Below are 14,789 nucleotides of genomic sequence, written 5' to 3'. Positions count from 1 at the left end.
CAATCAATGATCTTCTTCCCCCTGAAAGAAGATCATATTTAAGTTCATAATCAATAGTAGTATAAGCTAACCTTATCCCGGGGAGAAAAAGTTAGATCACAAATCCATCTGGAATAATAGCGCCTTTCTTGATCACCACAATGCCATCTTTCACTGTGTACAAAGAATGATCGGTATTAGGCAAATGATGACCACCGTTAATGCGTACATCATTACCTATGCGACAGTTCTTGTCAATAATTGTATTCTTGATATAGCAACGCTCGCCGATTCCGATCTTTGGAATACCACGTGCTGCTGCATGATTCATTTCATCAAGTGTTTCAAAATAATCACCACCCATCAGGTAACTGCTTACAACAGTAGTACCATGACCAATGCGTGTGCGAATACCAATTACACTGTTCTCGATCCTGCTTGCAAGAATAATGGAACCTTCGGCAATAATTGTTTTCTCAAGTGTTGTACCGCTGATCTTTGCCGGTGGCAACATACGTGCACGTGTATAAACAGGTTTCGTATTATCAAACAAATTGAAATCAGGGATCTCTTGCGTTAATGCGAGATTGGCTTCGAAGAAGGAATAAATATTTCCGATATCTGTCCAGTAACCATCATACTGATAGCTGACAACTTTGTATTTTTCAATCGACTTCGGCATGATCTCTTTACCAAAATCAGTTGCATCTTTATATTCTTCCTGTAACAGATCGATCAACAATTGTTTATTGAAAATATAAATACCCATTGATGCGAGATAGACACGCCCCATATTACGCATCTCATCACCCGTATCACTTACCCACTCTCCTAATATTTCTTTCTTAGGTTTCTCGATAAATGATGTGATACAACTCTTATCATCTGCTTTCAAAATACCAAACTCCGGTGCTTCACGCTCTGCAACAGGAATAGTTGCAATGCTGATATCTGCACCACCTGCAACATGGTCTTCGATCATTTGCTGAAAATCCATTTGATATAATTGATCACCTGAAAGGATCAACACATAATCGGCTTCGTGTTGCTGCACATGACGGATACATTGACGAACAGCATCTGCAGTTCCCTGGTACCAACCTGAATTATCAGGTGTTTGCTCTGCCGCAAGAATATCAACGAACGCACTGCTGAACATACTGAAGTGATACGTGTTCTTGATGTGTTTGTTGAGCGAAGCAGAATTAAACTGTGTTAATACAAACATCCGGTTAATGCCCGAGTTGATACAGTTAGAAATGGGAATGTCAACTAACCTGTATTTACCTGCAATGGGAACTGCGGGTTTACTGCGGCTTGCTGTTAAAGGATATAAACGTGTACCGGCGCCACCACCAAGGATAACGGCCAACGTACTTTTTGCAGCTGATTTACTCATATGACTAATTTAAGTGTAAGGGTCTTATTCTAAAATTATCGCAAACTTTGGTATAAAGCAAGATATTGTTGAACGCTGGATTCCCAGCTGAAATCGAGCTGCATCATACGCTCACGAGCAGCAGAAAATTTCTCTTTGTTACTGTATAACTCACAGGCACGCCAAACGGCATTGCACACATCACCAACAGAAGCATTATCAAAAACAAGTCCGTAACCATTTGGTAACAGAATGTCTTTCACTGTATCTTTTAAGCCACCGGTATTACGTACCAAAGGCACAGTTCCGTAACGCATGGAATACATCTGGTTCAAACCACAAGGTTCAACACGGCTTGGCATCAATAAGAAATCGGCACCCGCATACATCAGGTGACTCAACCCTTCATTATAACCGATATAACAACTGTAATCGCCTTGCGAAATGGGCGTCATGCCGTTGAGTTTTGCTTCCACATCAGGCTCACCACTTCCAAGAATGAGGAAGTTCATGCGCCTGCCAATGTAATAGAACGAATCGCCAATTACACCGGGCAACAGATCGGCAGCTTTCTCCCCCACCAAACGGCCAATGAAAACAAACAAAGGCTTGTTCATATCAAGTCCGAATGTTTCACATAACTGTGCTTTATTTTTTGCTTTACCTTCTTCAACTGTTGCAAGTGAATAATCGTGTTTAATGTATTTATCCGATTCAGGATTCCAAACATCTGTATCAATACCATTTAATATACCGCTGCATTTACCTTTTTCGTATTCAAACAAAGCCTCAAGGCCATTGCTCATGAACTTCAGCTCCTCAAGATAACTGTTGCTTACAGTTGTTACTTTGGTTGCACATTTAATGGCACTTGCCAGCGGATTGATACTGGTGCCCCACTCCAGCATACCACGCTTCCATTCATCGTAAGGCGGAAGAAGTACACTCTGTTCCCATGTCATCCAACCCTGGTACTGCGCATTATGGATCGTTAATACAGTTGGTATTGAAGCTAACTGGTTATAACGGTAGCAATGCTGCATCATGAAAGGAATCAATCCTGCATGATAGTCGTGCACATGCACTACATCGGGCTTAAACTGCCAGGAAGCGATCCAATCAACCACACATACCTGGAACGCTGTGAAGCGTTGCACATCGTCATCGTAGCCATAGATCTTATCTCTGTCGAGCAAGCCATTCACATCAACCAAATAAAGACCAAAGCCAAGTACATTGGTTTTTTCTTTGATGATGGTATAATCGAAGAAGTAGTCACCAATGTTTGTGTAGCCTTTGTGCACCACATCCCATTCATTATTCATCAGGAATTTGGTACGGTACATGGGCATCACCACTTTTGCCTGGTGACCTACGTCTTGTTGGTATTTAGGTAAGGCGCCAACCACATCGCCCAAACCGCCTGCTTTGGCCACCGGGTAACATTCGGCACTCACATGAAGAATTTCCATTGGCAAGAAATTATAACTATTTGTTGCATTGAATATAGGAAGGAGTTTTGCTTACACCAAAAAACAATAAATAATTTTTCGCAAAGCAAATTCTTTATACTTTCAGCCTTTACAAACAACTACTATTCTCGATTGTATGAGCGCCGCTAAACAACCAACAAATTATGGTGCCTTAGGTACCCTGGTAACCGTTTTCTTCTTTTGGGGCTTTATTGCAGCTTCCAACAGTATTTTTATTCCATTCTGTAAATCACATTTTGAGTTGAACCAATTTCAATCGCAACTGATTGGCTCGGCTTTTTATGGAGCTTATTTTATTGGCTCCCTCATCCTTTTTCTTGTGTCGAATGCGTTAGGTTACGATATACTTAACAAGATCGGATATAAGAAAGGAATCATCTACGGATTATGGATCTCTGTAATTGGAGCATTGCTGATTATACCATCGGCAAATGCAAATTCATTCCCTGCAATTCTGGCTTCGTTTTTTATTGTTGCGCTGGGCTTTTCATTACAGCAAACATCGGCACAACCTTTTGCTATTTCACTTGGCGATCCTTCAACAGGTTCGCACAGGTTAAATATGGGAGGAAGTATTAACTCTTTTGGCACAACACTGGGGCCTATTATTGTAAGCTTCTTTTTATTTGGTTCTGTGGGGGGCGAGCACAAGGAAGTAACAGTAACAAACATCAACACATTGTATTTAATTGTTGCGGGTGTTTTTGCAGCTGTTGCGTTATTCTTTACTTTTTCGAAACTCCCGGCCGGCATTAATGAGTCAAAAGTGGAGAAAGAAAATAAAGCCGCAGCTTCGTTGCTTACAATGACCGGACTTGTTACTGCTATCATTATCATCGGACAGTTAACAGAAGTTCCGAAACTTCCTCTGCTCATTGCCACCATCGTTGTTGTATTGGGTGTTCTGTTTTATTCAAACAACAGCGCCACAAAGAACAGCGAAGGCTGGGGTGCTATGAAATACCAGCAATTACTTTATGGCATGATTGCAATTTTTGTTTATGTGGGTGTGGAGGTAACGATCGATAATAACTTCGGTGCACTTCTGAAAATACCAGGGTATTTCAATGAAACCGGTCTTGATGAAAGTGAGATATCCAAATATATATCGCTGTATTGGGGGAGTCTGATGATTGGGCGCTGGACTGGTGCTGTAAGCGTATTCAATCTTAAAGGCTTAAAGAAAACAATTGCAATGATTGTTGTGCCATTTCTGGCGTTTGCAATAATTATGTTTGTGAACTACCTGTATGGTAATGACATTTCTGATCTTTTCCTGTATTCAGTTTGTATCATGATTGCTATTGTGGCATTTTTCTATGGACAGGAAAAGCCGGTTAAAACATTGGTTACTGTTTCAGCACTTGCAATGGTTTCAATGATCATTGGTGTATTCACAACAGGGTTATTATCTGTTTACGCATTCATGGCTGGCGGGTTATTCTGTTCTGTAATGTGGCTCTGTATCTTCTCACTTGGTGTAGGAGGTTTAGGTAAATACACGAGCCAGGGCTCAGCTTTATTGATCATGATGATCCTCGGGGGTGCAGTTATTCCTCCGTTCCAGGGCTCTTTAGGTGATGTACCTGCTATCGGTTTACACTATTCATATCTGATTGCAGCTTTATGTTTCGGGTTTCTTGTTCTGATTGCTTTAAAGCTCAAATCAATTTTAAAAGCACAGGGATTAGACTTCGACAATCAGGTCAGCGGTGGCGGACATTAATGATTATATTATTTTTGGCGATAAAAGAAGATTGAATCATGATTAAAGATTATGCAGTAGGAATTGATATTGGCGGTACAAGCACCAAATTCGGAATTGTTGACCGTAAAGGAAACATTCTTGAACAAGGCCGTATACGTACCGATATACATGAAAATGCAGAAGATTTTATTGAAGAATTATATGACAACCTTTCCTTGCTTATTGCTAAACACGGCGGCAATGAAAAGTTCAAAGGTATTGGTGTAGGTGCGCCGAATGGCAACTACTATACGGGCACAATCGAATATGCACCAAACCTGAAATGGAAAGGCATTATTCCCATGGCGAACCTGATCGAGAAAAAGTTTGGTATTCCCGCCAAACTTACCAACGATGCGAACGCAGCGGCCATGGGTGAAATGATGTATGGTGTGGCTAAAGGCATGAAGCATTTTATCACTATTACGCTTGGCACAGGCGTTGGCAGTGGTATTGTGATCGATGGAAAAATTGTTGTGGGGCATGATGGCTTTGCAGGTGAATTGGGGCACGTAACAGTACGCCCCGGTGGACGTTTACATAAAGGAACAGGTATGCGGGGCTCACTTGAATCGTATGCATCTGCTACCGGCGTGCGTGAAACCGCCATTGAGTTTTTAACTGATCAACCCGATGCGCCGAGCCTGCTTCGAAATTATTCCATCGATGAATTGACAAGTGAAACAGTATTTAAGTGTGCAGAACAAGGCGATGCCATTGCTAACCATATTTTTGAATTCACCGGTGAAATTCTTGGTGAAGCATTGGCCAATTTTGTGATGTTCTCTTCACCGGAAGCGATTATCTTATTTGGCGGCTTAACCAAAGCCGGCGATTTAATTCTGAAGCCGACCGTACAGGCTATGGAGGCGAACCTTATTCAGATATTCAAGAACAAAGTAAAAATTCTTTACAGTGATTTAAAAGAAGCAGATGCTGCTATTCTTGGCGCCAGCGCATTGGTGTGGGAAGCAGAACATTAAATTGAAAGACTCACTATTGATAAAAGGCCGGGCAATTTGTCCGGCCTTTTTTTATTCAAAGAGGTTTGTAGAAATACCAAGGCCGGGTTTCTCACTCACACTTACTTTTCCTTGATCATAGGTTAAACCGGTGGCAATATCTTCTGCCAGTAACAAAGGTCCATCCATATCAATATAATCAACCAATGGTGCAAGATGGGCAATAGCAGCAGAGCCGATTGTTGATTCATTCATACAACCGATCATGATCTTCATCTCCAGTTCTCTTGCTTTATCGATCATGCGTTTTGCAGGTGTAATACCGCTGCATTTCGTTAATTTAATATTGATTCCATGAAAATGTTGATGACACTTCTGCACATCGGCTTCAAACACGCAAGCTTCATCAGCAATCAATGGTAAAGGTGATTTGTTGTACAATACCTTCATGCCTTCCCAATTATCTTTTGCAAGCGGCTGTTCAATAAACTCAACACCCAATTCGTTTAAGTGCGGAATTTTTTCCAATGCTTCTTCCAATGTCCAACCAGCATTTGCATCCACACGAAAAACAGCATCTGTATGTTTTCGTAATGCTGCAACAAGTTCAATATCACCGGGCACTCCTACTTTGATCTTGTAAATGGGCCATGGTTTTTCGATCATCTTCTCCACCATTTTCTCCACTGTATCAATACCTATCGTATAATCACAAACGGGCGATTTACTGTAATCTAAATTCCAGAGTTGATACAATGGTTTGTTTCTTAGTTTACCATACATATCCCAGCTGGCAATGTCGAGTGCACAAACAAGAAAATTATTTTGCGGAAATAAATGATGCAGGTAATGCCAGTAACGTTCAGGATCGGTGTAAGCGAATTTTTCGACGAACATTTTTTTTCGTTCGAGATCTTCCACCATCTTTTCAACCGGTAAATTGTAATAAGCAATGGCAGGCGCTTCACCAAAGCCTCTTGCACCTCGATGTTCGAGTTCAACGATCAATGCAGGCTGATGTGTTTTGGTTCCTTTGGAAATTGTAAACGGATAACGAAACGGAAGTTCTGTTTTTTTATAACGAAGTTGTAAAGGCATCTAATTGAAAAACTTTAGGCAAAGGTACAAGACGCAAGGGACAAGGCACAGGAAGAAAACACAAAAATCAAAATCCAAAGCACAAGGAATACAAATACGAATCACAGCAAACTTAACGTGATCGGAGAATCACCTTCGAAGACGGTTGAACTTAAAACTTAGAACTTATGACTTATAACTCTTATCCTCTCCCACTCGCAACAATAAGTCCTTTCAACTCTTCATTGAATTTTTCTTCCTGCAGTAAATCTTCAAGACTGATGTGCATTCTGTAGCGCCAGTAATGTTTTGGATTGGCCGGCACATTAATACGCTCATCGTTTGGATTTTCTCTTCGCAGTTCAGCACTCATGCCCAGCAATTCCTGTATCTGGAAAATACTCCACATAGCAGGTGAATACAAATGTTGTGAGATGATGATTTTTACAATTCCCGGTTCGCAGAAATAAGGTGCTTCACCAAGCTGACCTATTTCATGCGTATAAAATTTTTGCGTTTGTGTACGGTCTTCTTCCCACCATCCACGTATCGTACTCATATCATGTGTGCTTGGTGTAACCACACTTAAGTAAGGAGCTGTTGAGGGATGAAAGAATTGCTTCGATGGATCTTTCGGCATACGTTGAATTTCCAAACTCAACATACCAAGTTGATTCATTACATCGGGCACACAATCAGGTACCATACCAAGATCTTCTCCGCACACCAACATATTGGTTGAGCGTTTCAGGAAAGGCAATTTTGCCATTGCTTCTTTGCGCCAGAAATCATCTTGCCTGCGGTAAAAATAATTTACATACAGATCATCCAGTTTTCGCTTTGTATCTGCATCAAGATAACGGAACGATGAAGTTGAACTCATACTGATGCGGAAATGAAACTGCTGCGATTGACTCCCTTCCACTTCAAACAAGATCACATTGCTGATGCAATCGTACAAACCATGTTTAATCCAATCGTTATGATCGTTTGCTTCAAGCTTTGCAAAATGCGCTTCTACTTTTCGTTGTGTGTTGAATTCTTCTTTTAATTCAAACTGTCCGTTGCCGATATGGTTGAGGTATGGCTTCAGCACTTCTGTATCACCATTCATGAATTCACGCAATACATCATCATTCACGAATGGACGACAAAGACGTTGATAATCGAACCACAATCCACGTGGACCAAACTCGCTTATGTGAACAGGTGTAGCAGGTACAAAATAGCCAAGAATACCTTCTACTGCATGCATGGGAATACTCCAGATGCGGAAGAAACCAAGAATATGATCAATGCGGAATGCATCAAAATAACTGCTCATTTGCTCAAAACGCTGACGCCACCATTTGAAATCGTCCTGCGCCATACGTTGCCAGTTGTAAGTCGGGAAACCCCAGTTCTGCCCCTTCACTGCAAAATCATCCGGCGGTGCACCTGCCTGCATACTCATATTGTAAAGTTCAGGTTCAACCCATGCATCACAACTGTTCCGGTAAATACCAATGGGAATATCTCCTTTCACCACAATGCCGTTTGCATGTGCATAAGCCGTTGCTGATTGCAACTGCAAATGCAAATGATATTGAATGAAGTAATAAAGAGCTATTTCATCGTAATGTTTTTTTGTGGGATCAACAAACTCCTGAACAGCATGTTCATCATACACGCTATGTGATTTCCATTGACTGAAATCAGGTGTTTTGTATTTATCACGCAGATAGCTGAATGCAGCATAAGGTACCAGCCAATGACGATTCAATTCAAAGAACTCAAAGAACAACGCATCTTCATGCATTGCTTTCTTTTGTTCTGCATACAATTCTTTTACTGCAGCCCATTTCACTTTCATCACTGCTTCGTAATCGATATCGATCAATCCATTCAGCTCTTTTTGTTTCTTCTTAAGCGATTTTACTACGGGATGATTGGCATTGCCTGCAACCGCTTCAATATTGAGATAGATGGGATGTAATGCAAAGGCTGAAATAGCTGCGTATGGATACGAGTCTTGCCAGCTATGTGTTGCAGTTGTATCATTGATCGGAAGAATTTGAATGAGTTTCATATTCACTTTCTTCGACCAATCAACCAATGCTTTTATATCAGTAAACTCTCCAACACCTAAACTCTTTTGTGTACGCAAACTGAAAACAGGAATGGCAACACCAGTGCCTTTCCAGGTGTTATTAGGTAACAACGCAAATCCATCGTGCAATACTGTGATCTTCTTTCTGCCATAACTGTCGTAAAGAATACGGTTGTTCCCACTTTCAAAGGCAACAAAGCTTTTTGTTTTTGTATTGAACACACCATACTTGTACGCAACGGGAAAACTTTCGGAAGAAAGATTCAATCTGGTAGTCCACCAGTTATCTTCCATATGCATGAGCACAGGTTCTGTGGTGCCCCACTTCGTAAGCGTGTCATTGCTGCCGGATATAAATAGCACTTCGTCTTCTTTCAACAAAGGCGCTTTCACTTTAAACACATGTGTAACTCCTTTAAACGATCTTGCTTTCGTTTCTTTATGTTTCGTTAGTAACACATTCAGGAAAGGCTGTGTATAAAACGCATTTTCAAATTCACCTGCGTGGTTCCATGTGTCAATGAGGGTAAGTTCATCCACCCCTAATTTCATTACTTCCACCACACGGTCGTTACCCCATTCTACAACATCTCCACCATTATCATTTTTGAGAATATAGTTATACTGAAGATCGTTTTCGAAATCCTTTCCAAGATCAATACTTACCGTCCAGAATTCATCTGTTAAGTATTGCATGGGCAAAGCAGCAGCGGGATCGTTATTGCCAAGCGCCTCACAATTTCCCGAAACAAAGAGGCTTTGGCCATACTGCGTAAAAAAACGCAGATAGAATTGAATCTTCATAATCAACAATTGGGCGGTAAAATAGTGAAATTCTGAGGTTTATAGTCAAGAGAGCAATAAAAAACCGGGATGATTTTCGTTACATCCCGGTTAGAAAACGTTTGCGGACAATTAAAAGGCCCTGTTCTCCAAATGATCAGGCAGTTTTAAACGATCAATCCCGTTTTTCAGCCAATCGGGAGCTTCTTTGCCTTTGAGATGATGATCAAAAAATTCCATCATGCGAACACTGTAGTCTTTGCGGTTTTCCATTTTGGCCAACCCATGATTTTCACCTTTATACTGCATCATTATCACCGGTTTTTTCAAGCGACGTAATGCATTGTAATATTCAATACCCTGTGTAAAATCAACCGCACCATCTTTATCGTTATGCAACATGAGCAATGGCGTATTCACTTTCTTAACATGATACACAGGTGAGTTGCGCAAATAGGAATCCCAGTTTTCCCAGGGAGCACCACGGAAACGGCCTTGTGATGCTTCAAAAATCGACATGTTACCTCCGCCACTGTTCCAGTAAATAAGATCGTACATACTCACCATATTGGTTAATGGTGCACCTGCAGCTGCAGCTTTAAACATATTTGTTTGGGTGATGAGGAAAGCTGTTTGGTAACCACCCCAGCTATGTCCATGAATACCGATCTTGGTTTCATCGATCACACCTGTTTGAATAGCTGCTTTTACTGCAGGCAATACACACCATACAGCGCTCATACCCGGATCATCCATTTTGTAAACGATATCCGGAATAAACACGGCGTATCCATTGCTGGTATACATAGCAGGATTCCAACCGGTACCACTGAAACCGGGATTGCTATAGCTGTGTAATGTTTGTGACAGTTTTTCGTAATAGTAAACCAGTGTTGGATACTTCTTCCCTTTCTCATAACCTGCCGGCAGAAATAATGCACCTTGCAGTGTATCGCCTTTATCTGAAACATAGTTTACTAATTGTGTACCCGCACTCCATTTGTATTTTGAATAATCAGGTGCATTTTTTGTAAACTGAACAGGACCAGCCAACTTATCATTTGCAGTGAAAAATTCTGTCGGTTTATTGAAATCTTCTTTTGAATACATAAACACATTCGCACTCTTTGCTTTTGCAAATGAACCAACAGAAGCATCTTCCCACAGCAATACAGTTGCACCTGGTTTTAGTCCGTTCGTGCCGGGATCAAGTGTTACAATACCACTTTTCTTTGTCCACTCACCGTAAATACGGAAATAGTTTTTCTTCTTCAGATCAAATCCTTTTTCTTCCTCATCAATGGAATAACGATTGGTGTAACGTATTTGCTCTTTCTTTCCATTCAATGTAAGATTAACAGCACTGCTGCCGTTTGCAGCTACCTGCCAGATATCCCACAGATCACGAATGAGAACATATTTACTGTCGCTGCTCCAGCCAATTACAGGAGTAAGCGGCTTTGTTACATTGTGATCATCTTCTGAATTCACAAAGCTTGTTGCAATTTTTTGTGTGATATTGGTAGATGTGTTTGTTGTGAGATCATACACGTAGTAATGTCCATCATCTCCATAAGTAAATTTCAACCCATCAGGTGAAGGACGGGGAGTTGAAGAGAATGATGGTCGATAAAATTTCTCTTTGAACTTTGTTTTTGCACCTGTTTTAAGATTGATCATGTACAGATCAGAATAACTCTGTCCATCAAGATTCTGATCCAGTTCATAGGCATCAATATCTTCTGCAATAGCATAAAGTTGTTTGGGCATTATGCTTAATGAACGGGTATTGCCATCATTCAACTGTGTGAATTTATTTGTTGCCGCATCAACCATTGCAACATAAGAAAAATTCTTATCCTGCATTTCCTGCACCTGCTGGCGACTTTGCAAACGCTTATCCTGCCAATGCCAGATGGTCATGTCAGGTTTTGTTGCATCGTTGGCAGGTTTCGCTTCAGGCTTTCCTTTTGCTTCTGCTTTCTCTAATGCACGTTTCAAATCTGCAACAGATTTAATACTCGTATCAGCTTTAATACGAACCAGCACTAATGAATCCGGTTCTTTAACTGCTGGCTTTGATTTACCGGTAGTGTCTTCTTCTTTCTTTACAGGTTCCAATGCTGCGATGCCAAAGAATATTCTGCTCAAATCCTCGCTCCAATATGGACGACGCATTGCACTGATGGTCATTTTTGCAGGAAAGCTGAGCGAATCTTTTTCAGGATCATACGTAAACACAGATGGTGATTGCAAAAGATTCTTTACGCCTAATACAGTTCCTTTCTCTGTTTTATACTTCTCATCTTTTTTCAATTTTAATACGGCAACTGCATCTTTCTCTGCGTCCCATCCAAGAAACTTATACGTTGTTTTATCGTTATCAAGTACTGTTGTCTGACGACTGTTGATATTGTAGAGATATAAACCATTACCGGTTTTGTTTGCAGCATCAATTGTATACGCTAAAAGATTGCCTGCTTTGTTGAAACTGAATTCGCCCACATTACCAATGTTGATGGCTTTACCATTTGCAAGTTCAATAAGTAAAAGATCGCCGCCCTGTGCATCTTCAGGTCTTGCACCAATGCTGCGTTCTTTTACAATTTTGATGGCGAGGTGAGAGGATGTTTTACCGTTCAATACAAAACTACCTGCCCTGTCGAATTCTGTTTTCTTGTTATTGGCAAGATCAAGCAAGTACAGTTTTTCAAACAACTGTTTGCCGGGGCTTTTTTCATTTGCTTTTACCTCTTTGAATTTGGGGGATTCTTTAAACACGAGCCATTTGCCATCTTCAGAAAAACTGAATTGAGGAAAACTGCTGAAACCGATAGGGAATCTTCTTTCAACTGTATCGTTTAATTTCTTCACCACCAGTTCGCCGTCGGCTTCTGCGGCAGTAATGGGATAAGCAGCCCATTTACCATCAGGCGAAAGTGTTACCTGGAAATTATTGATCGTGCGCCAGGCAGGCACATCCTTCCAGCCGATCGGTTGCGGTTCCTTTGTTTCTTTTTTTGACTGACTGAAAGCCACTGCACAAGGCAGCAACAGAAAGGCCAGTAATGCTTTTTTGATCATAGTTTGATGGTTATTGTGAAGAAGGCGAGAAAGATAATTACTTTTTGATAAAACAGAAATCCTCCAAAGTATAAATAAAAAAGCTCAATAAAACTTTCGCTTTACTGAGCTTTGGCGGAGAGAGAGGGATTCGAACCCCCGGAAGCTTTCACTTCAACGGTTTTCAAGACCGCCGCATTCGACCGCTCTGCCATCTCTCCGGCGCAAAAGTAAGGGTACTAGTTTTTTGAGCCAAAAAAACTAACTCTTTTGTTCAATTATTTTTTAGTCAAGCTGTTGTGAATTTGCCGGCAACAAAATCAACTTGTAATTAAGCAAGTTGATTGAGCAGTTTAATTGCTGTTTCCGGCGAATTTCGAACCACCTTTGACAGCTCTGCGGCCACCCCAACAAAAATTTCATACGTATCTGTTTCCATTCCGTGCAAAATTGTTTCAGCAACTTTTTCAGGCGAAATTTTTGGTCCATCGATTTCCTTGGAGAAATCGGTATCCACAAGCGGCGGCAGCACTTCAAAAACTTTTACATTGCTTTGTGCCTGTAACAAATATCGGAGCGATTGCGAAAACGAATGTAAGGCAGCTTTGCTGGCACTGTAGGTTGGAATTTTGAGTGCTGGCACCAGTGCGGTTACTGAACTGTTGTTAATAATAGCCGATTCGTTATTTTTCAACAACAACGGTAACAGCTTTGTTGTAAGATGAACATTTGCCAGGTAGTTGGTATTTATTTCAGCAGTTGCTTTTTCAAAAGAATCTTCAATACGTTGAATGGAATACGTATATGCTACTCCGGCATTGTTGATGAGGATATTTAAATCGGGGAACTCACTTTCCGCATGTTTTACCAGGCTTTGCACGTCATGCGGATCAGTTACATCTGCTATAAAAAATTCAGCATTTGTAAGTTGACTAACTGCGTATTGCAGTTTCTGTTTGTTACGCCCCACTAATATCAATCGGTTTTCAAATTGATCCAGCAGTTTTGCAGTGGCTAAACCTATTCCCGATCCGCCACCCGTAATTAGAATTGTATTTCCAGAAATATTCATAAATGATTATTTAATTGATCGTTTAAATTTTGATATTGTTTCAGGTGCCGAAAAGCCAGGTAAATAGAACGATGCAATCTGCAACGCAAGACCCGGTAACAATTCTGTATCGTTTGTAAGTACAATAAATGTAAATCCGGCTTCCGTAAAACGCCAAACCTCCGATAAACCTGGGCCACCAGTATGTCCGGTAATTGTATGTCCCTGTACTTGCTGCCTGAGCCATCCGGCATTCGAAAAAAACGGTTTGTCAACAGTGTTTGGAAAATGACTGGAGTTGTTCAGCAGCGAAACCGGGAATAGTACTTCAGTATCTAGGCTAATAGCCCATTTTGTCCAATCACTTATTGATGCATAAAAACCTCCTGCCGCATAATTGTAAAACGGGTAAAGAAATTTATACAACCTGAAAACGTCATTAAAGTAATAAGTTGAAACCTTCTCTTTAACTAAATTTGAATTGGTGAAAGCCGGTTGCCGCAGCTCCGCATCATAACTTCCATCCTGCATGCCTAAAGGATACAGAATTTCATTCTGCAGTAATTGGTCGAAGGGCTGCCGGTACAGCTGTTCAAGTATGACGGCGAGCAATGCAAAATCACTCTGTGTATACTGCTGTTTTGAACCTGGTTCAAAATTCAAAACAGAATCTTGTACTGCCTTCAACCATGCAACAGATGAAAGATTGGGGTCTCCTATGAATTCTTTTATGCCCGAAGAGTGGTTGATGAGATGTTTTATACGGATGTTGCGCCATCCTTCCGGAACATCTTCCAGGTAAACACACAAAAGATCTTCGGGACAAATTTTTTGATGATGTACCGCTTTTAAATATAGAGTTGATGTAAGCAATTTTGTACAGGATGCCGATTGAAAATTGCTATTTACAGTAATGGCATTTCCCCATTCTAAATTAGCAAGTCCGTAAACTGATTGTTGCAACAATTTACCATTCTGGATAACAGCTACTGCTGCTCCCGGTATATGAAGCTCTTCCATTTTAGCCCGCATTAACGAATCTGTTTGTCGGGCTGCTCTGTTGTAGCTCCCCGATTGTGCATTGCGGGCTACAGAAAAAAACAAGCAACCAACAGATAGTCCTTTCACCAAAAACTGTTTAAAATTAAAAAACGTTTGATCCATCAT

9 protein-coding genes and 1 tRNA gene are annotated in these 14,789 nt (G+C 40.8%); 2 read left to right on the top strand and 8 right to left on the bottom strand.

Going from position 1 to position 14,789, the window contains the following annotated elements:
- Positions 1-91 precede the first annotated feature (91 nt).
- Both H4075_RS10465 and H4075_RS10460 read right to left on the bottom strand, forming a co-directional pair.
- Positions 92-1,378, bottom strand: a complete 1,287-nt coding sequence (locus H4075_RS10465; protein ID WP_182806458.1) for a glucose-1-phosphate adenylyltransferase — start codon at positions 1,376-1,378, stop codon at positions 92-94.
- Positions 1,379-1,413: 35 nt separating this feature from the next.
- Complete coding sequence (locus tag H4075_RS10460) at positions 1,414-2,829, bottom strand: glycogen synthase (protein ID WP_182806457.1); 1,416 nt, start codon at positions 2,827-2,829, stop codon at positions 1,414-1,416.
- Between the two features lie 136 nt (positions 2,830-2,965).
- Between H4075_RS10460 and H4075_RS10455 the strand changes: the two genes are divergently transcribed.
- Both H4075_RS10455 and H4075_RS10450 read left to right on the top strand, forming a co-directional pair.
- Positions 2,966-4,576, top strand: coding sequence for an MFS transporter (locus H4075_RS10455; protein WP_182806456.1), 1,611 nt, complete (start codon positions 2,966-2,968; stop codon positions 4,574-4,576).
- Positions 4,577-4,614: 38 nt separating this feature from the next.
- On the top strand, positions 4,615-5,580 hold the full coding sequence (locus tag H4075_RS10450) for an ROK family protein (RefSeq protein WP_182806455.1): 966 nt from the start codon (positions 4,615-4,617) through the stop codon (positions 5,578-5,580).
- A 51-nt stretch (positions 5,581-5,631) separates the two neighbouring features.
- Here H4075_RS10450 and H4075_RS10445 read toward each other — a convergent pair whose 3' ends face one another.
- From H4075_RS10445 to H4075_RS10420, 6 genes are all read right to left on the bottom strand, one after another.
- Complete coding sequence (locus tag H4075_RS10445; RefSeq protein ID WP_182806454.1) at positions 5,632-6,657, bottom strand: dipeptide epimerase; 1,026 nt, start codon at positions 6,655-6,657, stop codon at positions 5,632-5,634.
- A 181-nt stretch (positions 6,658-6,838) separates the two neighbouring features.
- On the bottom strand, positions 6,839-9,529 hold the full coding sequence (locus tag H4075_RS10440) for a 4-alpha-glucanotransferase (RefSeq protein ID WP_182806453.1): 2,691 nt from the start codon (positions 9,527-9,529) through the stop codon (positions 6,839-6,841).
- A 111-nt stretch (positions 9,530-9,640) separates the two neighbouring features.
- Complete coding sequence (locus tag H4075_RS10435; protein ID WP_182806452.1) at positions 9,641-12,592, bottom strand: S9 family peptidase; 2,952 nt, start codon at positions 12,590-12,592, stop codon at positions 9,641-9,643.
- Between the two features lie 112 nt (positions 12,593-12,704).
- Positions 12,705-12,792 (bottom strand) — tRNA-Ser (locus H4075_RS10430).
- 110 nt (positions 12,793-12,902) lie between these two features.
- Entirely contained in the window at positions 12,903-13,643 is a 741-nt protein-coding gene (locus H4075_RS10425; protein ID WP_182806451.1) for an SDR family oxidoreductase, read from the bottom strand.
- A gap of 6 nt (positions 13,644-13,649) precedes the next feature.
- Complete coding sequence (locus H4075_RS10420; protein ID WP_182806450.1) at positions 13,650-14,789, bottom strand: serine hydrolase domain-containing protein; 1,140 nt, start codon at positions 14,787-14,789, stop codon at positions 13,650-13,652.

The organism is Lacibacter sediminis, from assembly GCF_014168535.1.
GTDB classification, from domain to species: domain Bacteria; phylum Bacteroidota; class Bacteroidia; order Chitinophagales; family Chitinophagaceae; genus Lacibacter; species Lacibacter sediminis.
This window is presented reverse-complemented; position numbering and strand designations above follow the sequence as displayed.